A 24,515-nucleotide genomic window follows, 5' to 3' on the forward strand; every position below is an offset into this window, starting at 1 on the left:
CACAAATTCTTACATTTTTCCACTTCTGGTAAATTAATGTTTATCGTTTCTTAACATCTTGTCACAAAAAAAGAGTGACTCTGCACCCATGGTAAAAGCGGATACAAAATCACTCTTTGTCACTCTCTTTTAAAAAACCTGGTTTCTTTCTGGTGCTTTGCCACCAAATCACAGGTCTTCCACCTGTCCAGCCTGATTATCCTCTCTGCTTAAGAGTAACTGCAAAATTTTAACGTTGCCAGAACAACAGAAGCAAACACCTTATGCCTCATGTCCTATTTTAGTCAGGAAATCGCTGCCCATCACCCATTTTTCGTTTTCCAGCGTCACAACGGACTCGAGTTTCCAGGTGACGGTCTCTATTTTGGTTTTGCGGAAGAAATGGAGGAAACGGGTTCGTCGCTCGATCGCAGCGGTCACGTTGGTTTCGATCTTCATCTGGTTGGATTCGTTGGTTACGGTTGTGGAGACGCTGCTCACGGTGATGCTGGTGATTCCGGTGTTGGTGTCGCTGTTCAGGTAGGCATCGCAGAGCTGCTGGTACTGTTCTTTGGCGGTTTTCTGTACGGCGGTGTCGGCGGAAAATTCATTTTTGATGGTGCTGAAGGATTTTCCGGCGGCTGCGGCTGTGAATACCTTGTCCAGGGACTCTTCTGCGCGGTCGGCGATGGTTTTGCCGGTGGAATCGTTGAGTTTTAAATCCGGCAGGAATTCCATGCTGCTGTTGTCCTGCACGAGGACGATCTCGCGGTATGGGTCTTTCTGTTTTTCGGTCAGTTCAATGGTGTGGCCGCCGAGGAAGAGATACGGGATTTTGTAGATGCTGACGTTATCTGCCGTCTCTTTTAAATACTTTTTCCCGACCTGCACGCCGTCCAGATAGAACGAGGCATCCGCCGGGACGGTGATTTCGACATCCGTCACGCAGCTGTCTTTCGGCACAACGTACCACTCTTTGAAGTTCCATTTTACGGTATCCCCGGCGGCGATCTCCAATGTTTCTTCCTGCGAGTCGCTCATGCCTTTTAACGTGTACCGCACAGTATAAATCCTGTTTTCCCCGGTCTCAAGATTCTGTTTTCTGCGCATGAAAAAGCTCTTGATCTCCGGTGTTCCCTGCCCGTCAGTGCCGTCCTGTTTTGCTTTCCAGGTCATTGCATTGACGTAGTTCTTCCGCGACAGAAACGTGCTGTCCGGGAACTGGCATACATCGTATGCACTGTTCCAGTCTCCTGCCAGGCATGCTTCCACGTAATTCCGTCCTGCCGCCTGCGGCGCATACAGATACGCGCCTGCCATAAAAAATACGGCGCACAGAATCAGAAACAGACTGAGATTCACGATCAGAATCCGCAGACTCATCGGCAGATCACGAAATTTTGCCGCCCGTATTTTCACAGAAAGCTCCGTCGTCTCTTCTCCATCTTTTTCCACATGGCGGAATTTTTTTCCTTTTCTTTTCCACTCTTGGAGCATAGTTTTCCTCATCTTTTCCTCTTTATTTGGTAATTATTCAGAGCCATGCGAAATGGAAGAAAAAATTGCGAATCATGCTTGCATGAATGAGCAGTTTTTTCTGGAATTTCATATGGCGACAAGCCACATCGAGATGCAGCGTAAGCGGAATCGAGATGGGGCTCTGAATAATTACCTTGTTTCTTCCACCGAATACGTATGCACCCGGTCACTCGTCTGGCTGTATGCCTCGCCTTCCGCATAATACTCCTGCGACGTCGTGGAAAAACGCGTAATCGTCTCTTTCACACGCTCCCCCGTCGTTCCCTGATGAAGAAACAGCCCCACGATCATCAGAATCGCAAACACATTCAGAATCAGTACCGCCGCATTTGCCACGATGCCAGGTAATTTTTTTATCCACATAGGCTTCCCTCTTTTCTGTCTCCATTGTAACAAAATGCTCCCGAAAATACAAGGAAAGCAGAGACCCCGGCGAACCGGAAATTCTCTGCTTTCCACAAATGACATATTTATTTTTTAACCTGAAAGGGTTTACTCCTCGGTATCATCCTTTGACGGAATCATTTCCTCAAAGTCGAAGTCAAGCATCGGCTCTTCCTCTTCAGCTGACGGTTCTTCAACCGGAGCTTCTGCTGCCGGAGCATCGTCCTCAAGATCTTCGGTCAGAATCAGATCCTCGTCCTCTTCTTCCTCGATCATGCTGTCGGTATTCAGATGAATGTTGCTGTAACACTTCATACCGGTACCGGCCGGGATCGGTTTACCGATGATAACGTTCTCTTTTAAGCCCACCAGATGGTCAACCTTACCCTTGATAGCAGCGTCGGTCAGAACCTTGGTGGTCTCCTGGAAGGATGCTGCGGACAGGAAGGAATCGGATGCCAGGGATGCTTTGGTGATACCAAGCAGTACCTGTTTTCCTTCTGCCGGCTCTTTGCCTTCTGCGATCAGAGCTTTGTTGGTCTCGTCGTAATCCAGGAAGTCTACCATGTCGCCCGGAAGGAATTCGGTATCTCCGTTTTCCTCGATGCGGATCTTCTTCAGCATCTGGCGAACGATAACCTCGATATGCTTATCGTTGATTTCTACACCCTGCAGACGGTAAACTCGCTGTACCTCGCGGATCATGTAATCCTGAACGGCACGTACACCTTTGATCTTCAGGATATCATGCGGGTTGACAGAACCCTCGGTCAGCTCGTCTCCGGCTTCCAGAACTGTTCCGTCTGCGATCTTAATACGGGATCCGTAAGGGATCAGGTATGTCTTGGATACGCCGTCTTCCGGATTGGTAACAACGATTTCGCGTTTCTTCTTGGTGTCTTTGATCTGTGCAACACCGGCGATTTCGGTGATGATGGCAAGTCCTTTCGGCTTTCTTGCCTCGAAAAGCTCCTCGACACGAGGAAGACCCTGTGTGATATCTCCACCGGCAACACCACCGGTATGGAAGGTACGCATGGTCAGCTGTGTACCAGGCTCACCGATCGACTGTGCTGCGATAATTCCGACAGACTCACCAACCTGTACTGCCTCGCCGGTTGCCATGTTGGCACCATAGCATTTTGCGCAGATTCCGTTACCGGAACGGCAGGTAAGAATGGTACGGATTTTTACTTTTGTATAATGCTCACCGTTCTCGTTGATGCCGTCTTTGATGACACGGGCAGCACGTTTCGGGGTGATCATATGGTTTGCTTTTACAATGACGTTGCCGTCCTTGTCTTTGATCGTCTCGCAGGAGAAACGGCCTGTGATACGATCCTGCAGACTCTCGATCTGCTCTTTTCCGTCTGTGAACTCGCTGACCCACATACCCGGAATTTCGTCCTTGCCCTCGGCACAGTCGATTTCACGGATGATCAGGTCCTGAGAAACGTCTACCAGACGACGGGTCAGGTAACCAGAGTCGGCGGTACGAAGCGCGGTATCGGACATACCTTTTCGTGCTCCATGTGCGGACATGAAGTATTCCAGTACCTGAAGACCTTCACGGAAGTTTGACTTGATCGGCAGCTCGATGGTATGTCCGGTTGTATCGGCCATCAGTCCTCGCATACCGGCCAGCTGTTTGATCTGCTTATCGGAACCACGGGCTCCGGAGTCAGCCATCATGAAGATGTTGTTGTATTTATCCAGTCCGTCGAGCAGTGCTTTTGTCAGCGCATCGTCGGTCTTCTTCCAGGTATCTACAACCTCTTTGTAACGCTCTTCGTCTGTAATCAGACCACGTTTGAAGTTTCTTGTAATCTTGTCTACCGTTGCCTGTGCTTCGGCGAGCATCTCCGGCTTCTGCGGCGGCACGGTCATATCGGAAATGGATACGGTCATGGCTGCACGGGTGGAGTATTTATATCCGGTTGCCTTGATATAGTCCAGAACCTCTGCGGTCTTGGTAGCTCCGTGTGTATTGATGACTTTTTCCAGAATCTGTTTCAGCTGTTTCTTTGCAACGAGGAAATCAACCTCAAGCGCAAGCTCGTTACCCGGAACCGTACGGTCTACGTATCCCAGATCCTGCGGCAGAATCTCATTGAAGAGGAATCTTCCGAGTGTGGAGCTTACGTTCTGCTGCATTACAGTACCATCTTCCATCTCTTTTTCGCAGCGGATGGTAATCTTGGTCTGCAGGGTAATGTATCCGTTCTCGTATGCCAGGATGGCTTCGTTCATATCGCGGAAGAAGCTTCCTTCGCCCTTCTCGCCCGGACGCTCCTGTGTCAGATAGTAGATACCAAGAACCATATCCTGGGAAGGAACGGCTACCGGACCACCATCGGACGGTTTCAGCAGGTTGTTCGGAGAAAGAAGCATGAAACGGCACTCTGCCTGCGCTTCTACAGACAGCGGCAGATGGACAGCCATCTGGTCACCGTCGAAGTCGGCGTTGAATGCGGTACAAACCAGCGGGTGCAGCTTAATCGCTTTACCTTCTACCAGAATCGGCTCGAACGCCTGGATACCCAGACGATGCAGGGTAGGGGCACGGTTCAGCATAACCGGATGCTCTTTGATGACGTCCTCGAGAACGTCCCATACCTGCGGCTCGAGTTTCTCGACCATTTTCTTTGCATTTTTGATGTTATGTGCAGTGCCGTTGGAAACCAGCTCTTTCATAACGAACGGTTTAAACAGCTCGATTGCCATTTCTTTCGGCAGACCGCACTGGTAAATCTTCAGTTCCGGTCCTACGACGATAACAGAACGGCCGGAGTAGTCAACACGTTTACCAAGAAGGTTCTGACGGAAACGGCCGGATTTACCTTTCAGCATGTCGGACAGAGATTTCAGAGGACGGTTTCCAGGACCGGTTACCGGACGGCCGCGGCGGCCGTTGTCGATCAGGGCATCAACTGCCTCCTGGAGCATACGTTTCTCGTTGCGCACGATGATATCCGGTGCACCGAGCTCCAGCAGTCTCTTCAGACGGTTGTTACGGTTGATGATACGGCGGTACAGATCATTCAGGTCGGATGTTGCAAAACGTCCTCCGTCAAGCTGTACCATAGGACGCAGATCCGGCGGAATAACCGGAACCGCATCAAGAATCATCCACTCCGGACGGTTTCCGGACTCACGGAATGCCTCAACAACCTCAAGTCTCTTGATGATGCGGGCTCTCTTCTGTCCGGTAGAATCTTTAAGACCTGCCTTTAATTCAGCAGACTCTTTTTCCAGATCGATTGCCATCAGAAGCTCTTTGATGGATTCCGCACCCATACCTGCACGGAAGCTGTTTCCGAACTCCTCTCTGGCATCCTGGTATTCTTTCTCGGTCAGAACCTGTTTGTACTGTAATTTGGTATCGCCTGCATCAAGAACGATGTAGTTTGCGAAATACAGAACCTTTTCCAGAGTTCTCGGAGACAGATCCAGGATCAGTCCCATACGGGACGGAATTCCTTTGAAATACCAGATGTGGGATACCGGAGCTGCCAGCTCAATGTGTCCCATACGCTCACGGCGCACACTGGATTTTGTTACTTCTACGCCGCATCGGTCGCAGATTACGCCTTTGTAGCGAATTTTCTTATATTTACCGCAATGGCACTCCCAGTCTTTGCTTGGTCCGAAGATTCTTTCACAGAACAGACCGTCTTTTTCCGGTTTCAGCGTTCTGTAGTTGATGGTCTCCGGTTTTTTTACCTCGCCATGGGACCACTCCCGGATTTTCTCCGGGGAGGCAAGTCCTATTTTGATGGCATCAAAGCTCATCTGGTAATTTTCTTTTTTTGCTGTTTCTGGCATTTGATTACCCCTTTCCTCGCAAAGCGAAGATCTACAAGTTACATGTCATCATCTGAACTTTCATCCAGATCAAGATAAGAGTCTTCTTCTTCATCCTCTTCCACATCTACCATTTCTTCTCCGTCAAACTCTTTCTTGGAGAATCCATAGTCACCAAATCTCTCGTCCTCTCTGTCAGAGTAACGGTCTCCCTCGATGATGTGGTTCAGATTGGTATCACCGTAATCAACTGATTCCATAATTTTAACTTCGGTATTGTCATCACGCAGTACGCGGACATCGAGTGCCAGGGACTGCAGCTCTTTCAACAATACTTTGAAGGATTCCGGAATACCAGGCTCCGGAATATTGTCGCCCTTGATGATGGCTTCGTATGTCTTCACACGGCCAACCACATCGTCAGACTTCACAGTCAGGATCTCCTGCAGCGTGTAGGATGCACCGTACGCCTCAAGAGCCCAAACCTCCATCTCTCCGAAACGCTGTCCACCGAACTGAGCTTTACCACCCAGCGGCTGCTGTGTAACGAGGGAGTATGGGCCGGTAGAACGTGCATGGATCTTATCGTCTACCAGGTGATGCAGTTTCAGGTAATGCATGTGTCCGATGGTGGTTCTTCCATCAAACGGCTCACCGGTACGTCCGTCGCGGAGCTGTACCTTACCGTCTCTTGCGATATCAACGCCCTTCCACAGTTCTCTGTGATCCAGGTGCTCTTCCAAGTACTGATATACTTCCGGAAGCAGAACATCTTTATATTTCTCGGAGAATGCATCCCATTCCATGTTTACATAATCGTTTGCCAGTTCCAGGGTATCCTGAATATCTTTCTCGTTTGCGCCGTCGAAAATCGGGGTGGATACGTTAAATCCAAGCGCTGCTGCTGCAAGGCTCAGGTGGATCTCCAGCACCTGTCCGATGTTCATACGGGACGGCACACCCAGAGGGTTCAGCACGATGTCCAGCGGACGTCCGTTCGGCAGGAACGGCATATCCTCTACAGGAAGTACACGGGAAACGACACCCTTGTTTCCGTGACGACCAGCCATCTTATCGCCGACAGAGATTTTTCTCTTCTGTGCGATGTAGATGCGGACTGCCTGGTTTACTCCAGGAGAAAGTTCGTCGCCGTTTTCACGGGTAAATACTTTGGCGTCCACGATGATACCATACTCACCGTGCGGTACTTTCAGGGAAGTATCACGTACTTCTCTTGCTTTCTCGCCAAAGATGGCACGGAGCAGACGCTCCTCTGCGGTCAGCTCGGTTTCTCCCTTCGGAGTTACTTTTCCGACCAGAATATCACCGGCACGTACCTCTGCACCGATGCGGATGATTCCACGCTCGTCCAGGTCTTTTAAGGCTTCATCGCCGACGCCCGGAACGTCTTTTGTGATCTCTTCCGGTCCAAGCTTGGTGTCACGGGCCTCTGCCTCGTACTCCTCGATGTGGATGGAAGTGTAAACATCATCCTGTACCAGACGCTCGCTAAGAAGAACGGCGTCCTCGTAGTTATATCCTTCCCAGGTCATAAATCCGATCAGCGGGTTTTTACCAAGAGCAAGCTCGCCCTGGTAAGTAGACGGACCGTCTGCGATTACTTCGCCGGCCTCTACATGGTCACCTTTAAATACGATCGGTTTCTGGTTGTAGCAGTTGCTCTGGTTGCTTCGCATGAATTTGGTCAGATGGTAAACATCTTTTGTTCCGTCATCATTGTTCATGCGGATCTCGTTGGAGCAGGAATAGGAAATGGTTCCTGCTTTTTTTGCAACGACGCAGACACCGGAGTCTACGGCTGCTTTTGCTTCGATACCGGTTCCTACAACAGGAGCATCGGTGATCATCAGCGGTACGGCCTGACGCTGCATGTTGGATCCCATCAGCGCACGGTTCGCATCGTCGTTCTGAAGGAACGGGATCAGCGCCGTAGCAACGGAGAATACCATCTTCGGAGACACGTCCATGTAATCAAACATGTGCGGCTCGTAGGACTGGGTCTCATCCAGATAACGTCCGGAAACGTTCTTGTTGAGGAAGTGTCCTTCTGCATCCAGCGGCTCATTTGCCTGTGCTACATGGTAATTATCCTCTTCATCTGCGGTCATGTAGACTACTTCGTCGGTAACACGCGGATTTTTCGGATCTGATTTGTCAATTCTTCTGTATGGAGCCTCAACGAAGCCATACTCGTTGATGCGCGCATACGATGCCAGAGAGTTGATCAGACCGATGTTCGGTCCCTCAGGAGTCTCGATCGGGCACATTCTTCCGTAATGGGAGTAGTGTACGTCTCGAACCTCGAATCCGGCACGGTCACGGGACAGACCGCCAGGTCCAAGGGCGGAAAGACGTCTCTTGTGCGTCAGCTCTCCAAGCGGGTTATTCTGATCCATGAACTGGGACAGCTGGGAAGATCCGAAGAACTCTTTGATTGCAGCTGTAACCGGTTTGATATTGATCAGGGACTGCGGAGAAATTCCGTCGATGTCCTGTGTTGTCATGCGCTCACGTACCACACGCTCCATACGGGACAGACCGATGCGGTACTGGTTCTGAAGCAGCTCACCTACGGCACGGATTCTACGGTTGCCCAGGTGGTCGATATCATCGGCATTTCCTGCGCCGTATTCCAGATGCATGTTGTAGTTGATGGAAGCGAAAATATCTTCCTTTGTGATATGTTTCGGAATCAGGTCGTGAATGTCACGTTTGATCGCCTGTTTGATCTCTTCGATATCGGTATTTTCCTCCAGGATCTTTTCCAGAACCGGATAGTATACTTTCTCGTTGATGCCAAGTTCTTCCTCGTCAACATCTACCCATGCTTTCAGATCTACCATTAAGTTGGAAAGAACTTTTACGTTTCTCTCCTCTGTCTGAATCCATACATACGGTACTGCTGCGTTCTGAATCTTGTCTGCGAGTTCCAGAGTAACGGTGGTGCCTTTTTCTGCAAGGATTTCACCGGTGGACGGATCTACAACATCCTCAGCGAGGATCTGGTTGCGGATACGGCTGCGCAGTGCAAGTTTCTTGTTGAATTTATAACGGCCTACCTTTGCCAGGTCATAGCGACGCGGGTCAAAGAACATGCTCATGATGAGGCTCTCTGCATTTTCTACTGCGAGAGGCTCGCCCGGACGAATTTTCTTGTACAGCTCGAGAAGACCTTCCTGATAGTTGGTGGAAGTATCTTTGGTGAAGCTTGCAAGAATCTTCGGCTCTTCACCGAACAGCTCTACGATCTCTGCATTGGAGCTTACTCCAAGTGCACGGATGAGGACTGTGATCGGAACTTTTCTGGTACGGTCTACGCGGACATAGAAGACGTCGTTGGAATCGGTCTCGTACTCCAGCCATGCTCCACGGTTCGGGATTACGGTACAGGAGAACAGTCTCTTTCCGAGCTTATCATGTGCGATGCCGTAATAAATACCAGGGGAACGTACCAGCTGGCTGACGATTACTCGCTCTGCACCATTGATAACGAATGTTCCTGTTGCTGTCATCAACGGCAGATCACCCATGAAAATTTCGTGCTCTGTGATCTCGTCTTTTTCCTTATTATATAATCTTACTTTTACCTTTAACGGTGCCGCATAAGTAGCGTCACGCTGTTTACACTCTTCGATTGAGTATTTTACGTCATCTTCACACAGTGTAAAGTCTACGAATTCAAGGCTCAGCCGTCCGCCGTAGTCGGAGATTGGTGAAATGTCATCAAAGACTTCCTTGAGTCCGCTTCTCAGGAACCAGTCATAGGAATCCTTCTGGACTTCAATCAAGTTGGGCATTTCCAATACTTCTTTTTGTCTCTGGTAACTCATTCGCATACTTTTTCCGGTAGGTATCGGACGTATTCTGTTTTTCTCCATTGACGTTGTCACCCCTTGTGTTATAATATATTTATTACCGCTCATGCCTGAACAAAAGGTTTTAGGCATATCTTGCCATAATAGTGCATTTTCTAGATTATCATGTTTTTTCAAGTGTGTCAACAAAACAGATTGTATTTTTTTCAGTACAATCTGTTTTTTACTGGTTTTTCTTCCGTGACCCTGTTAGAATAATACTTTAGATGTGATTGAAAGCACCGAATTTTCAGAAAAAACCGCCTGTTTGATTTTTTTATTTTTCAAATCAAACAGGCGGTTTTTTTATTCTAATTTTTTAATATTTCAGAGCTCCATCCCGATTTCGCTTATGCCGCGTCGAATCGTTCTTTTTAATGCTGAATATTGTCAGCCATCATGTCCATAAAGCTCCATGGTTTCAGAACTTTGTTGATCTCTGCAAACACTTTATCATCGTAGTTGTGTTTTACTTCCGTTTTGCGGTCAAACACCATGGTATCCGCATCCTCTGCTTCTACTTCCGGCCAGTGCGGGAGTCCGGCATGATCCGGGGTGCCGTTCTTTGCGAAGGCAAGAAGTGCTCCGAAGATTTCGCTTTCCAGTTTATCGCTGACATCCGGGATGCCACAAATTTCTACGAGATCTGCGTTTCCGAAGAAATATGGGATATCGGAGCAGTGCCATGCCGGCTTGCCGTGCTGGAACGGGAATTCCAGAGCGAAGTTGTAGAGATATGCTTTGCCGCCGCCTTTTGCGAACAGTTTGGCAAGTTTTACGGTCGGCTCACGCATTGCACGGTCGATGGCAAGAACATCTACGCCGTTCTTCTCCGGATATGCTTCTTTGAAAGCGTCCAGAACCTTTTCGGCATTGTCTCCATAAACCTTTTTGAGGATTTCCAGAATCTCTTCCGCTGTCAGTTTGTTCTTATCATAAGCTGCCGGTGCAAACGTTGCGAACTCGCCGTATACGGTTCCGATCATCATCGGAATCTGATGTGCATGCTCACGGAAGCCTGCGTCGAATGGATTTCCATAGAAGTAATCGCCCTTTTTCGGGCCGCCGCCGATGTAGCCGCCACTCTGTGCAATCGCCGGAGCCACTTTTGCATATGCAGCAGCAAGCTGCGGATACGGTACAGTTTCCAGCTGAGCCACATCGTCAAAGCCGAGCGCTTTCATCATTGCCGTAATAATCTCCGTGCCGTCTTTCTCTCCTGCGCCGAGCGGATCGTCCTCCATAACACCGCTCATGACAAGGCCTTTCTGGAACAGGCCGTCTGCTGATGGAATCTGCATCAGGTCAATCACCTTCATTCCGCCGCCGGACTGGCCGAAAATGGTTACATTCTCCGGATCGCCGCCGAACAGGGCAATATTGTCATGTACCCACTGCAGGGCTGCCACCATATCGGCGTGGCCTGCGTTTGCGGAGTTTTTGTATTTTTCCCCAAACGGAGACAGATCCAGATATCCTAAAATATTCAGTCTGTGGTTGACAGAAACAAGAATCGAATCACCTTTCTTTGCGATGCTGACGCCGTCATACGCAACCTGCTCGATGGAAGATCCCGCTGCGTATCCACCGCCGTGGAACCATACGAGAACCGGTTTTTTGGCTTCCGGATCAAGTTTGTTTGTCCAGATATTTAAGGACTGGCAGTGCTCATCCTGCGGCCAGTAGCGGTGCGGAACCATAAGCTCGCCGTTCGGTGTATCTTGGTTCTGAAGCGGGCATACAAAGCCGTAGTTTGTCGCATCCTTCACGCCATCCCATTTGGACGGAACCGGCATCTGGAAACGGTCTGCGTATGCATACGGAATTCCTTTGTAAATGTAAACACCGTCATAAAAATAACCTTTTAAATCGCCGGATGTGGTATGCAGCACCGGCACGCCATCGTAATCAAATATTTTCCCCATTTTGAAATACCTCTTTTCTGTAGAATTTAGCATTTATGTTGTTTTCAGTATAAACAATATTTTCGTCCTTTTCTACTCGAATTGTCGCAAGATCTTCTTATATTGTTGCTTTTTTTCCACTCTTTCTCTGTATTCTCCCACCGCGAGTGCAATTTTTTGAAGATTTTACAGAATCTGCTCCACCTCAATCAGCGCCGTCTCGTGCGGCTCCAGGCGTTCCTGCACCGTGAGGCTGCCTTCCGGGTCGGTTTCCTGCTCCCAGACACGGTATTCCGGGTCCGCACTGTGGCACAGCATCGCGCGCTCCATCCGGTTCATCCGCTCCGGAGCTCCCATCCGCACCCACGCATCGTAGCTGCTGCCGTGCTCTTTTGTCACTTTATACAGCCGCAGGCAATATTTTCCCGGTTCCAGTCCGGTCAGTTTCACTGAAAAGGTCCGGATTTCCCCCATATTGAATACGCGGTAACGATCCGTGCGGGAAATATTCACGGCATGGCGGTAGCGGTACAGCATATCGTAGTGAACATAGTTGTACAGGTAAATCTGGCTTTGGTTTTTCTCCGGCTCCGTGCTGATAAAATAGCCGTCCCCACGCTTCACCAGACGAGATCCCATTCTGCCGAGCAGCCGCAGCGCAGTGCAGACCGCCTTTGGAATGCCGTTCATCGTGAACAGCCCAAAACCTCCATGATACGTTTCCCGCGCCGGAAATACTTCATCCAAACGGTCATTGACCGAGAAATACGCAATTCCCTGCAGCGCCTCTTCATTTTCCAGAAGATTTTTAAACAGCCATGCCGCTTTATAACAGGTATCGTTGCACAGATCCCTCTGCCAGATGTTGCTGCTGCACTCATCCACCAGAACCGGCAGTGCACCAAGCCCAGCCTTCTGCAGCAGACCTTTTACCTTCTCCCCGCGGTTCCGCAGAAAATCCGGGTCGCGGCTCACAATCATATTGACGCTCTCGTTGTTCTGGATCAGATTCATTTTCTCCTCTTCCTCTCCATAGATCACCGTGCCAAACGAGCGGAATGCAAAAATTTCCGGCACACATTCCTTTTCCTTCATAGTTTCGATAAAGGCTTTGAGATGTTCCTCCGGTCCAAGACCAAAGGAAAGACATGTTACAAGATCCGGGCTCACACGTTTCATCTCCTCGTACGATGCTTTCCACGTCTCAAAGAACTCATCTCCTCCATCAATCGTGATCACGTCTCCGCTGATCCACGGGTTGAAAATCCAGCGCCGCATCTGGTTGATTCCATACCGTTCCCTTAGATGTTCCATCAGGTTTTTGATCAGCATGCGCCACTCAGCCAGATCCCGCGGAGAGCTGCTTAGCGCCGGACGCATCGTTCTTCCCGGGTCTGTTTTTGCCAGCAGCAACGGCTTCGCTCCCGTGGAAAGGATGAAATCGATCACCTCATCAATATAGTTCCAGCAGAACTGAATCTCGCCCCACATATTCCGCCGAAATACGCACATATCATCATCAAGAATTCCTTTTACGCGGATCAGCTCATAGCCGAGCTCCTGCACCAGCTGTTCCAGCTCATCCTGCACCTCGCGGTTCAGCACACTTGCCGCATAGCCAGCATTGATCACGCGCTTCCAGTGGCCTGCCACTCTTGGTTTCCGTCCGTTTACTGCCGCTGTCACGGAAACGGCACTCTCATTTATCGTCTCAATCTCCTGCTCCGTGACCGCTGCATACTGCAGGAGACTCTGGAAAATATCATGGTCTCCCGCCGCCTCTTCCCGCTCTTTTCCTTTCTTTTCACGCTGTTTTACTGTATATTCCATCTGCTTCCGGTATTCGCTCGGTGTCATACCGCGGTATTTGCGGAATGCGCGGATCATCGCCGTCTCATTGACAAATCCATTGTGATAGGCAATCTCCGTCAGCGTTGCGCCGCTGTGCATTTCCTGTACGGCATGCGCCAGGCGCACCTGCGTCACGTACTCCCGAAATGATACACCGAAATACTGCGGAAAGCTCCGTGAAATATAGGCACGGCTCAGATAAAGATGATCCGCCAGATCCTCCAGCGTAATCTCTTCCCGGCAATGCTGCAGAATATAGTCTGATGCCCGCTGAATGCGTTCCCTTCCGCCCCGGCCCTGTTCCACCTTTTCCCCGGATGTAAAGTAAAAAAGCAGATCCTCCAGAAGCGCCGTCACACGGCTTTTCATATAGATCGGTTGTTCCTCATTATTCTTGTACATCTCAAGAAAGATCCGTGCCATATCCCGCCGGATCAAATCAAATTTTTCCTGCTGATCTTCCATATAAAAAAACGACTGACATTTGACTTCACATTTCAGCAGCTTAATGTGAAATGAATCAATCGTCTCCGCTGAAACGCAGAGCGACAGAGCAAGTCCGTCTTCGTCCAGATCCAGGTCACAGATCTGAAACCGGTTGATCGCAAAGATAGATCCCATCGGGAGATTGTGAACTTCCCCGTCCTCGTAGCTGACTCTTCCACTCCCACGAAGCAGAAATAAAAGTTCAAAATCCGGATTCCACAGTTCCCGTTTCTTCTCCGGCCGGAGTAGCCGAAAACGGAATCCCGGCATTTCCTGTTTTGTTCCTTTCAGCATCATGTCTTCGTCTCTGTTGTCTCTTTCCATTTCACACCTCATGATAGATTTTTTTGTTGTATTGTACCACAAAAAAGGTCCCGCAAAAAGATCTTCTCCTTTTGTGGGACCAATTTTTCGGTTTTTGTTTTAGTTTTTGCAATTATTCCTTCACCTTCAGCACCAGACACTGATACGGTTGCAGACGGATCGTTTCCTCGCCTGCCTCGCAGGTGTCATAGTTATTCAGAAGTACTTCTTCGATTGTGTCTGTAAATGGCAATGTAATGCCATCCGCAAGAGAAGTAGTAAGGATCAGAATATTATTCTTCTCATCCTTCCTGCGGTACGCCAGAACGCCGCTTACCGTCTCGTATTCCGGAATCAGCGTTCCGTAGAGGAAGGTTTCTTCCAGATCTTCACGTCGTCTTACTGCCACCATTTTGCGGTAAAACCACAGCAGGGAATCAGGATCTTTTTCCTCGGCCTCATAGTTCAGTTCCGTATAGTTTTTATTCACCGGGAACCACGGCGTACCTGTTGTGAATCCCGCCTCGGCAGATGCATCCCACTGCATCGGAGTTCTGCTGTGCTCGCGGCTCTCGCGGTTGATCTGCTCGAGCGCTTCCGCATCCGTTTTTCCTTCTGCAATCAGACGGTCGTAAATAGCAAAGGTCGGTTTGTCGACGAATCCCTGAATAGACTGTTTCGGGTTGTCGCGCATGCCAATCTCCTGTCCCTGATACAGAAATACAATACCCGGCAGGAAGAAATTGGTGACCGGAAGCATCTTTTCGCTGTAGCGGTTCTGGTCCTCCGGCATCAGGAACCGGTCGATGATGCGCGTTTTGTCATGGTTTTCGAGAAAGTTGCAGAGCATGCCGCGGCCATCCACGATTTTCTGCGCCGCAAAAAGCTGATCGCGATAATCGTCAAACAGCGCCACGGTATTGCCCCATTTCGGGTTACGCACATTGTCGAGGGTGTGACAAAAATCGAAAACGGACGAGAAACTGCCGTTTTCCCCAATCACATCCTCCACATCCTCCGGTCCCATGTGATCGTACTCTCCGATCGTCAGCGCATCGGTCGGTGCAAAGGTGCGCTCCTTCATTTCACACAAGATATCGGCAAGACCGTCTACATTGTTGAAATACTCGAACGCCATATTGTACTCGTCCGGTCCATCCGGCGGAAGGTTGGTGTACTGATAATTCTTTTTCAGATGGCTGATCGCATCAAGACGGAATCCGCCAAGTCCCAGATCCATCCATTTTAAAATCATCTCATAAATTTCTTCCCGCAATTTGGGATTCTCCCAATTGAGATCCGGCTGCTCTTTTGTGAAGATGTGGAGGTAATACAGTTTATCATATCCCGGTACTTTCTCCCACGCGCTGCCGCCAAAAATCGACCGCCAGTTGTTCGGCTCTTTGCCGTCTTTTCCTTCCCGGAACACATAATACTTTCCGTACTTTCCAAACGGATCTTTGAGTGCCGCCTGAAACCACGCATGCCGGTCAGAGGAATGATTCACGACAAGGTCCATCAGAATGCGGATGCCGCGTTTTTTTGCCTCCGCAATCAGCTCCTTCATGTCCTCCATCGTTCCAAACGACGGGTCGATATCCATGTAATCGGAAATATCGTATCCGTTATCCACCATCGGGGATGCAAACACCGGACAGAGCCAGATGACATTGGCTCCCAGCTTTTCTATTTTGTCAAGATGACGGATCACGCCTTTCAGATCTCCTATGCCGTCTCCATTGGTATCCTGAAAACTCTTCGGGTAAATCTGATATCCGACCGTTTTGTGCCACCACTTTTTCTCCATTACTCTTCTCCTGTTCATTTTGTTTTTATAATGCGGGCCGTTCTTTAGGTTTACCGCAAAACCTATAGTGTTTCCACTATATCACAAAAGAATGGATTATGCTACTTTTTCTTTTTGATTTTTCCCGATGTCCGCTTTACCGTTACGGTTCACTGTTTTTTCATCAGCGGCAAAATCACGCAGGAAGCAGCTTTTCTGCCCATATGAATGGTCTGATGTGCAATTTTATTTTCCGTTTTTTCCGACCACAGCCCTTTCTGATTGCTGTGGACATGGTACTGCGGGAAGTCGGAGGAGGAAACATCTACACGAATGCGGGAACCCTTTGGAATCGTGTATACAATATTCCACATAGTAATCTGTACCTCTGCCACGCTGCCCGCCTCATAGGCTCCGGCCTCCGTTTTTCCCTGCTCCAATGTTGCAATCGAGGAACGAATGTTGTACGCTTTTCCTTCCGGCGTTACCTCCATGATTTTAGCGGTAAATGCCGTATCCTCGCAATCACTTTCCACGAACAGACGGACGGAAGCTTTTCCGTTCAGCGTGAAAGTTTCTTCCAGCGGTTCTGATACAAAGCTCAGGACATCCTCACGATAATCCGGTTCCGGCTGAAGATGGCTGCCGATCTGCGGCATCGTATGCAGAAGGGCTTCTCCGCCGATGCTCTCGACGGGAGTGGCCGGGTCAAACGTGTAGTTTCTCGTTTTTTCCCGTTCCGGCGCGTCTTCCCGCAGTGTTTTCTCATCCAGATACAGCGTCATGCTTCCCGCAGTTTCTTCTTCTCCCAGTCCGTCGGACACGCTATCAATCCAACGGTCTGAGCCGATCTCATAGGCACGGATCCGCTGTGTTGGGATTTCTTTTTGTTTCAGCGTCAGCTCAAACCATTCCAGCATCTTTGGAATTTCTTCATTCTGCGGGTGCAGCACCTCTTTGCCCTCGAGGCAGATCTGGAAAAAGTGGTTCCAGGCGCCGATTTCGAGCCAGCTGTGCTGTTTTGTTTCCGCGTTCAGCCGCTCCCACGTTTTCATACTGCTGCCGTGGTGATGATCGTACCAGCCGCTTAAAAGATAAATCGGAACCTTCGTTTTTGATGGAATTTCCCGTAACTGTTTCCACCAGCCCGTCTGCCAGAGTGCCGCATCCGGGCTCGGGCTTGTGATGTATTCGCGGTAGGACGGAACACGCTGTCCCCACAGCGCCTCGTCCACTTCAATCTGCGGCAGATAACGGCAGCTTTCGCGATAGTCAGCATTCACTGGTTTTTCCGCATTTTCCATCGACCATGCGGTCAGGATATCGTGGCGGAAGCAGCCCTTCTCGTAGGCTGATACAAAACGATCCGTTCCATAGTCCTCCAGAAACATTGTGGCAACTTTCCCCTCCGCGGCATCAGCGAACGCCCAGCCGGTCATGCTTGTGTAGGAATGGCCCCAGTAGCCTAAGATTTCGCACCATGGCTGCTCCACAAGGTAATCCATGGTGTCAATGCCATCGTTCCGCTCATTAATGTTTGGCTCCCATTTTCCTTCCGACTGCTCTCTGCCGCGGCAATACTGGTAGACATACACATAACCCCTGCGCGCCAGTCCCTCGCCGTAGGCACGGTGAATACGGTCGTTGCCCGGATAGCAGGTACGAGTCAGGATGACGGGATATTTCTTGTTTTCTCCTGATCCGCCTTCCCTTGGAAAATAATAGATTGTATGCAGCTTCACACCATCGCGCATCTCGATCTGGCTGTCTTTTCTTTCAAATGCTGCACAGCTTTCGGAAACGCCGCTTTTCGCAAATTGTGCTTCTACGCGTTTTACCGCAGCCGTCATAAAATCTTCTGCCATTGCCCTAAACCTCCATTTCCAGCAGTGCCATACCGAGTGTCTTTCCATGTTTGTCCAGCGCCAGCGATCTTGTGACACCGCCGCCGAGTGTCTTGTCGAGGACAAAGTTCAGCGCATGGATTCCGTCCAGTTCGTAGCGGGTTACTTTTCCGTGACAGATTTCGCGGAAGTATTCTGCTACGCGTGCTTCTGTTACTTTTTCTTTCAGCATTTCATAATTGTTCTCATCATATGGGATCACCGAAATATTGGAGATCTCGCCTTTATCGCCTGTTCTTGCATGTGCAATCTCTTTTAATTTCATCGCCTTATACCTCCCGGAATGTAACTTTTGCTTCTACTGCATCGCGCGGCACAAAAATTGAGCAGACCGAGACAATCTCGGACACCCGTTTCACTGCTCCGCCGCCTCCTGCGGGACCGTTGGTATAGAGAGCCTCCACCTCGTTTGCCAGCAGAACGGCATTTTTCCGGTCTTTCGTTCTGCCTGCGGCGCGGAGACGCACTTCACACGGAGTTCCACTTCCGATCTCCTTGGAAATTGCATCACGATACAGGGAATTGCATCCGATAAAATCAGTACGGTACTCTTCCAGCTCGATGCCTGTCAGTTCAATCCGCTTCTCCAGAATCTCCGCCGCCAGCTCCGCCCGTGCCATACAGTTGCTTCCGCCATAGGAAATTTCACCCTCACCGATGAAGCAGTCCTTGTAGCCGACACTCACTTTCAAAGTTTCCGGTCTTCCATGCGTTGTCGCATGCTCGGCGCAAACCTGGTTTTCCCCGATCTGCCGGAACGTCACCTTTGAAAAGTCCGCTGTTGCATCCGGGGTCAGGTAAGCCTTGGGGTTGTGGATTTCGTAGATCATCTGCTCTTTACAGGTATCCACACTCACCAGTCCGCCACTTCCCTCGACTTTTGTCACGGTAAATGCGCCTGTCTCGTCGATCTCAATGAGCGGGAATCCAAGTTTCCACAGATCCGGCACATCCTTGTAGCCCGGATCCGCAAAATAGCCGCCTGTCACCTGTCCGGCACACTCCAGCAGATGGCCTGCCAGAACCGCCTGTCCCATCTGATCCGGGTTGTCGTCAATGTTCCATCCAAATTCATATACCAGCGGTCCGATCGTCAGTGCAGGATCGGAAACGCGACCGGTAATGACAAGATTGGCACCCTCTTCCAACGCTTTTGTGATGCCCTCCGCACCCATATAGACATTCGCAGAAATCAGAACATCTTTTTTCTCTTTTAACAGCGTGCCATCCTCCAGCACTGTTTCATTTTCATACTTGTCCAGCTCGTCTGTAATATCATCGCCGGTCACACAGGCAATCTTCAATCCACTGACACCCAGTTTTCTGGCAATTTCACACGTCCGTTCTGCAGCAGATACCGGGTTGGCAGCTCCCATATTGGTAATAACTTTTACTTTGTTTTTCGCCATCAGCGGGAGAATTTTTTCCATTCGATAGTCGAGCAGCTGGTTGTATCCCTTCGACGGATCTTTCTCTTTGTCCTGCTGCCCGATCGCAACGGTGCGTTCCGCCAGACACTCGAAAATAATGTAGTCCAGATTTCCTTTTTCCATCAGTTCCACTGCCGGCTCAATGCGGTCTCCCGCATAGCCTGCGCCGCTTCCGATTCTGATTTTTTTCATGTTCTATGGCCTCGCTTTCTTTGATCTGAGATCATTGTAATGCGATATCCGGGCAGATACTACAAAAGGGATCGTAATTTCTAAAATTTTAGAAATCATGATCCCTCTTTTATGTGAGTTCTGTTACAGCAAAGACAGAAAATACCACAAAGCTCCAAAGCTGCAGAAATTCCGGCATTTCATTCTCCTTCTGTCTTATTCTTTGATTTTATTGTATAACGTTGCCAGCGAAATTCCGAGTTCCTTTGCCGCTTTTTGCTTCCCTTCCATATCCCGTCCGTACAGCAACAACGTATTTTTGATCTCCTGCCGTTCAAAGCGGCGCACCCGCTCTTCCAGCGTCATGTGAGCCTCTGATTCCCGTTTTTCAAACTGTACGAGACTCGTCACAATTGAGATGCTTCCGCGGATCTGATGCTCTTCCCAGATCGGATAAACACTTGCAAAGTATTCCTGTGTTCCCTCTCTCCGCACCATTCCCTCGACCGGGATGCCGCTCCAAATAACTTCCGGAGCAATGGCAGATTTTCGGTACTCCGTGATTTTATGACCTTTCGCGGTTTCAAGCGGAACGCCGATGAAATCGCTGTAGACTTGATTGAAGAACACAATCCTGCTGTGCTGATCGCAGATCAGGATTCCCTGCTGTAAAGATTCCAGAACGGAATGTACCTGCATTTTTCGTTCCTCCCGTTTTCTCTTTCTGTACTCTCGGAGTCTTTCTGTCATGAGGATATTTAGCCCTTATACTCCTCCGTAAATGTCTTGTATGAATAGATCACATTCTCAATTTCATCTCCACGGTCGCAATTACATTTTGATACCACATGGCATCACCATACCTTCCGGCAATTTTTAACTTTATTGCCACAAAGTATGGACTCAGTTCAAAAAAACGCACGGCAGGAAATCCCGCCGTGCGTCCATAGATTCTGATTTACGCTTAAATTATTTAAGAGTAACTTTAGCGCCTTCAGCCTCAAGTTTAGTTTTGAGCTCTTCAGCTTCTGCTTTGGAAGCACCCTCTTTGAGGACTTTCGGAGCACCGTCAACTACTTCTTTAGCTTCTTTCAGGCCAAGTCCTGTAGCTTCACGTACAACTTTGATAACTTTAACTTTGTTCGGGCCAACCTCTGTCAGCTCTACGTCGAACTCGTCTTTCTCCTCAGCTGCTGCTGCATCGCCTGCTGCTGCTGCAACTACAACGCCTGCTGCTGCGGATACGCCGAACTCTTCCTCACATGCTTTTACAAGATCGTTTAACTCTAATACAGATAACTCTTTGATAGCGTCAATAAACTCTGCGGTTGTTAACTTTGCCATTTTATTTTCCTCCTTGGATATTTTCTGAATAATGTTCTCAGGCTGCGTATTTCACGCTGCCCGCTTGAGGCTTAGGCCTCTGCTGCGCCGCCTTTGGACTCTGCGATCTGGTTGAGGACGCGAGCCAGGTTTGCGATCGGGGACTGGATGCTTCCAAGCAGTTTGCCAAGAAGTTCTTCTCTTGACGGAACGTTTGCCAGTGCTTCCATTCCAGCTTTGTCGTAGTAGTTTCCTTCTACAACACCAGAAACCATCTCCAGCTTCGGAGCGGTTTTTGCAAATTTAGCGATGATTCTTGCCGGAGCTGTTGCATCGTCCTTGCTGATTGCGATAGCGTTTGTGCCATCCAGGTCTTTGGTAAGAGACTCGAAAGCAGTACCAGCGAATGCACGTTTCATCATTGTATTTTTGTATACTTTGTAATGAACGCCTGCTTCTCTTAACTCTTTACGCAGCTGAGTATCCTGAGCAACGGTTAATCCGCTGTAGTTTACCAGCAGCACGCACTGTGCGCCTTCTACCTGTGCGCTGATCTCTTCCAGGACCGGCTTCTTCAGATCGATTTTTGCATTGATTGCCATGATTGCACCTCCTTGTAGTATTTCGTACCTACGCTTTGGAAGTATAAAAAAAGCTCTTCGCGAAGATTGGCGAAGAGATCTCAAAATTCCATAACATGAACCTTGTGTAACTTCTCCTCGGCAGGCGTTTGAAACTTACGCCTTGCGGCACCTGCTGTCTTCGGCGTGATACAGGTGGTATGATATCATATGTGAGGAGGGTTGTCAAGATCAAAATAGACTTTTTTCATATTTGTGCAACTTCATCAAAATATGCGTTCTATTTTTTCAAACCGTTTCTTCCTATACCATGTTATACTTACGTTGTTGTCGCCTCCCAAACTGGCAACAGGAAGGGGGTGAGCGCATGTCTATACTTATTTCTCTTATCGTTTCCGTTGTAGCAGGTGTAATCAGCTACTATATCTGCAAGTGGCTAGACGGAAAACATGGTGACAATTAGCACAGGCGGATGCCCTTCCGTAAAATAGGGAAGAACCCCCAGCAGTTGCCGCTGCTGGGGGTTCGCTTTGTGAACACATGTCACTTATTTCTCTTATTAGCTACATATACTATATCATATGCCGAATCGAATTTCAAGATTCCTCTCCCACATTTTTATTTCACTTTCACCAGTCGCACAGCCATATACGGTCTTGACGGCATGTCGATCGTGAATTCTCCGCTGTGGCGGCCTGCCGGGGTGATGGTCATGTTCCAGGTGTCGATGATTTCCGATGAAGATATTCTGAAGCTCAAAGATCTGCCGATCTGGTTTACACACGCAAAAACCGACCCGGTTGTCGTTCCGGATGACTTTGTCGTTCCGACCTATGAGCGTCTGGCAAAGGTCAATCCGAATGCACACTTCACCTACTGGGACAAGGTACTCGATCACACCGGAACCCAGAAAAATGCAGACGGCACCCCATTCGAATACATCGGCCACTGGTCCTGGATCCCGATGCTGAACGATGAGTGTGTCCTCGATTATGACGGCAAACCGGTTATGACGGACGGAAAAGAAACTCCGATTCTGGAGTGGATGGCTGCACAGAAAAAAGCATAACACAGCACTTGCCGGATTCTCCGCCTACGGCGGATTGTTGCAGTGAAAAAAACAGATGGTATGAAATCGGACTTCAAAGCTGATTTCATATCATCTGTTTTTGTCTGTTCTTGTCTTTTTTTCTCTGTTCCGTTTGATATCGTCAACCGTGCAAGTCGGCTGATCTTTTCGAAAAGCTCTTGCCCCTACTGTTCTTTTCTTTTCAGCTCTTCATAAAATTTCTGCAGCACATAAAATGCCGGTTTGCGGTACTTTTTGTCCTCAGAGAGCAGCCCCTTTCGGTTATAATATTTCTGGATCAGGCTTGTTCTGCGCGGGCAGCGGAAGTCGTAGAGAATCCAGGGGGTCATGCCCTTGATGTAGTCAATGTTCCGCAGCGTTGCAATCTGTTTTTCGTACACATCCGCCTGGCACTCCTCGGTTCCTTTGTCCGAGATGGTTCCATGGTGATGCGGCAGCGCGTCTGCGCCGAACTCCGTTACGATAACCGGCTTGTCCGGCTGGCTGTTTTCCATCAGTGCCGGCAGCATCGCAAAATCCGGGGTGTACCAGCCGCAGTACTCGTTGATGCCGATGATGTCAAGGTATTCCATCAGACGGTCCTCAATCTTATTTTTCGCAGCATTAACCAGGCAGGCCGCAGACACCATTCGCGTCTCATCTTCCCGATGCGCGCATTCTGCCAGTGCGCTCATGAATTTCAGCCGTTCATCCGTATCGGCATTCTCATTTCCGACAGACCAGATGATCACGCTCGCGCGGTTCCAGTCACGGTTGATGAGTTCGCGGAGCTGATTCTGGGCATCCTCATATGTTTTTTCACGTTCAAAACGAATTGCCCAGTAAACCGGAATTTCCTCCCACAAAAGAAGCCCAAACTCGTCGGCGAGTTTTGCCATTTCTTCGTTATGCGGGTAATGTGCAAGGCGCATGAAGTTGCATCCCAGTTCTTTCGCAATGCGGATATTTTCGATCCGTTCCTCTCTTGTCAGGCCTTTTCCGTTTTCCACGCTGTCTTCGTGGCAACTGATACCACGCAGGAAAACGGGCTCTCCGTTCAGCAGAATGTCTCTGCCGTTCACGCGAATTTCACGAAAGCCGACCCGATCGCTGACGGTATCGGTTCCACAGGTTACTTTTACATCATACAGCTTCGGTTTTTCCGGTGTCCAAAGCTCCGGTTTTGCATCAAAAACAACTTCTCCGGCTCCGTTTTCCAGCTGGATTTTCCGGCTCACGCCAAGCTCCTCGATGACAAGCTCTGCCTTGGCTGTGATTTTTTCCGACAGTGTCACTTTCGCCATAACATGTCCAAATGTTCCGTCCGGCACAAGCGCAATTTTAAAAGTTTTGATATGGCATTTCGGAACACGGATCAGTGCGATATCGCGGTATACGCCGCAGTAGTTGAACCAGTCGGTATTCTCGGTCGGCACCTGCTCCGGCCGTCTCGTTCCGTCAACAGCAAGCACGATGCGGTTCTCCGCTTTCAGGTATTCTGTGATATTCCAGAACGCCGGTGTCGATCCGCCGCGATGCATACCGACGTATTTTCCGTTTAAGAAAACGCGGCACAGATAATTGGCTGCGCCCACCTTCAGAAAAACTGTTTCCTCTCTTTCTGCGATATAGGAAATTTTTCTCGTAAAGATCATGCTTCCCTCATACAGGAGATACATCGGATCGATGGTATTCCAGCTGCACGGAAGCTGCATCACCGGCCACTCGTCAAAGGAATAGTCGATTGGCACAGTGAAGCCTTTTTCGTCGCGGTATCTCTCTTTGTACCATTTCTGGCGCAGACAGGTATCGTACTGATCGACTGCATAATGCCAGCCGCCGTTCAGCAGCTCCTCTCTTCTTCCCCCTTCAAATATCATCGTGTCCACTGTGGCAAATCCCGTTTCGTACTGTTCGGTATAATCCTCGAGATGGATATCCGACATATACTTTTTCTCTTTTTTTGCTTCCATAAACTTTTCCCTCACTTCTCCAAACGATCCGAAACACGCTCTGCGAGTTTCTCAGGGTATCGCGGCAGTCGCCGGGTCTCGTGCAGACACGGACTTTGGCGCGGCACCACCCATTCCTTGTTTTTATTATAACGCTTTCACAGGAAAAATCTA

General features: G+C 49.3%; 16 protein-coding genes and 1 other annotated feature. Of the genes, 1 reads left to right on the top strand and 15 read right to left on the bottom strand.

Going from position 1 to position 24,515, the window contains the following annotated elements; translation table 11 throughout:
* Positions 1-261 precede the first annotated feature (261 nt).
* From DWZ44_RS08430 to DWZ44_RS19515, 14 genes are all read right to left on the bottom strand, one after another.
* On the bottom strand, positions 262-1,488 hold the full coding sequence (locus DWZ44_RS08430) for a hypothetical protein (protein ID WP_147342469.1): 1,227 nt from the start codon (positions 1,486-1,488) through the stop codon (positions 262-264).
* 159 nt (positions 1,489-1,647) lie between these two features.
* Positions 1,648-1,881, bottom strand: a complete 234-nt coding sequence (locus DWZ44_RS08435; protein WP_117804634.1) for a hypothetical protein — start codon at positions 1,879-1,881, stop codon at positions 1,648-1,650.
* A 129-nt stretch (positions 1,882-2,010) separates the two neighbouring features.
* A complete protein-coding gene (rpoC, locus tag DWZ44_RS08440) occupies positions 2,011-5,727 on the bottom strand; it encodes a DNA-directed RNA polymerase subunit beta' (protein ID WP_117804635.1) in 3,717 nt (1,238 codons plus the stop codon).
* Positions 5,728-5,765: 38 nt separating this feature from the next.
* The gene (rpoB, locus tag DWZ44_RS08445; RefSeq protein ID WP_055227767.1) at positions 5,766-9,605 is read right to left on the bottom strand and encodes a DNA-directed RNA polymerase subunit beta; all 3,840 of its coding nucleotides are present in this window, start codon (positions 9,603-9,605) and stop codon (positions 5,766-5,768) included.
* A gap of 350 nt (positions 9,606-9,955) precedes the next feature.
* Positions 9,956-11,506 carry a carboxylesterase/lipase family protein gene (locus tag DWZ44_RS08450; protein WP_117761434.1) on the bottom strand — a complete coding sequence of 517 codons (1,551 nt, stop codon included), beginning with the start codon at positions 11,504-11,506 and terminating at the stop codon, positions 9,956-9,958.
* Between the two features lie 165 nt (positions 11,507-11,671).
* Complete coding sequence (locus DWZ44_RS08455; RefSeq protein ID WP_158565850.1) at positions 11,672-14,146, bottom strand: GH39 family glycosyl hydrolase; 2,475 nt, start codon at positions 14,144-14,146, stop codon at positions 11,672-11,674.
* 112 nt (positions 14,147-14,258) lie between these two features.
* Positions 14,259-15,932 carry an alpha-glucosidase gene (locus tag DWZ44_RS08460; RefSeq protein ID WP_117761436.1) on the bottom strand — a complete coding sequence of 558 codons (1,674 nt, stop codon included), beginning with the start codon at positions 15,930-15,932 and terminating at the stop codon, positions 14,259-14,261.
* Between the two features lie 149 nt (positions 15,933-16,081).
* Entirely contained in the window at positions 16,082-17,776 is a 1,695-nt protein-coding gene (locus tag DWZ44_RS08465; protein WP_158565851.1) for a CocE/NonD family hydrolase, read from the bottom strand.
* 4 nt (positions 17,777-17,780) lie between these two features.
* Positions 17,781-18,080 carry an AtuA-related protein gene (locus tag DWZ44_RS08470; RefSeq protein ID WP_022462826.1) on the bottom strand — a complete coding sequence of 100 codons (300 nt, stop codon included), beginning with the start codon at positions 18,078-18,080 and terminating at the stop codon, positions 17,781-17,783.
* A gap of 4 nt (positions 18,081-18,084) precedes the next feature.
* Complete coding sequence (locus DWZ44_RS08475; protein ID WP_117761438.1) at positions 18,085-19,437, bottom strand: acyclic terpene utilization AtuA family protein; 1,353 nt, start codon at positions 19,435-19,437, stop codon at positions 18,085-18,087.
* A gap of 195 nt (positions 19,438-19,632) precedes the next feature.
* Positions 19,633-20,115, bottom strand: coding sequence for a helix-turn-helix domain-containing protein (locus DWZ44_RS08480; protein ID WP_173841386.1), 483 nt, complete (start codon positions 20,113-20,115; stop codon positions 19,633-19,635).
* Between the two features lie 270 nt (positions 20,116-20,385).
* Complete coding sequence (gene rplL / locus DWZ44_RS08485; RefSeq protein WP_022462823.1) at positions 20,386-20,760, bottom strand: 50S ribosomal protein L7/L12; 375 nt, start codon at positions 20,758-20,760, stop codon at positions 20,386-20,388.
* 71 nt (positions 20,761-20,831) lie between these two features.
* Positions 20,832-21,341 carry a 50S ribosomal protein L10 gene (gene rplJ / locus DWZ44_RS08490; protein ID WP_055227784.1) on the bottom strand — a complete coding sequence of 170 codons (510 nt, stop codon included), beginning with the start codon at positions 21,339-21,341 and terminating at the stop codon, positions 20,832-20,834.
* Between the two features lie 37 nt (positions 21,342-21,378).
* Positions 21,379-21,523 (bottom strand) — a sequence feature (ribosomal protein L10 leader region).
* A 415-nt stretch (positions 21,524-21,938) separates the two neighbouring features.
* A complete protein-coding gene (locus DWZ44_RS19515) occupies positions 21,939-22,034 on the bottom strand; it encodes a DUF5605 domain-containing protein (protein WP_158565852.1) in 96 nt (31 codons plus the stop codon).
* Between DWZ44_RS19515 and DWZ44_RS08495 the strand changes: the two genes are divergently transcribed.
* Positions 22,033-22,389 carry a hypothetical protein gene (locus DWZ44_RS08495; protein ID WP_117804638.1) on the top strand — a complete coding sequence of 119 codons (357 nt, stop codon included), beginning with the start codon at positions 22,033-22,035 and terminating at the stop codon, positions 22,387-22,389. The genes DWZ44_RS19515 and DWZ44_RS08495 overlap by 2 nt on opposite strands.
* A gap of 185 nt (positions 22,390-22,574) precedes the next feature.
* Here the strand turns inward: DWZ44_RS08495 and DWZ44_RS08500 are convergent, their stop codons facing one another.
* Positions 22,575-24,362 (bottom strand): glycoside hydrolase family 2 protein, encoded by a 1,788-nt coding sequence (locus DWZ44_RS08500; RefSeq protein WP_117804639.1) that lies wholly within the window; start codon positions 24,360-24,362, stop codon positions 22,575-22,577.
* Positions 24,363-24,515 lie beyond the last annotated feature (153 nt).

Source organism: Blautia sp. AF32-4BH (assembly GCF_003460565.1).
Taxonomy (GTDB): Bacteria; Bacillota; Clostridia; order Lachnospirales; family Lachnospiraceae; genus Fusicatenibacter; species Fusicatenibacter saccharivorans.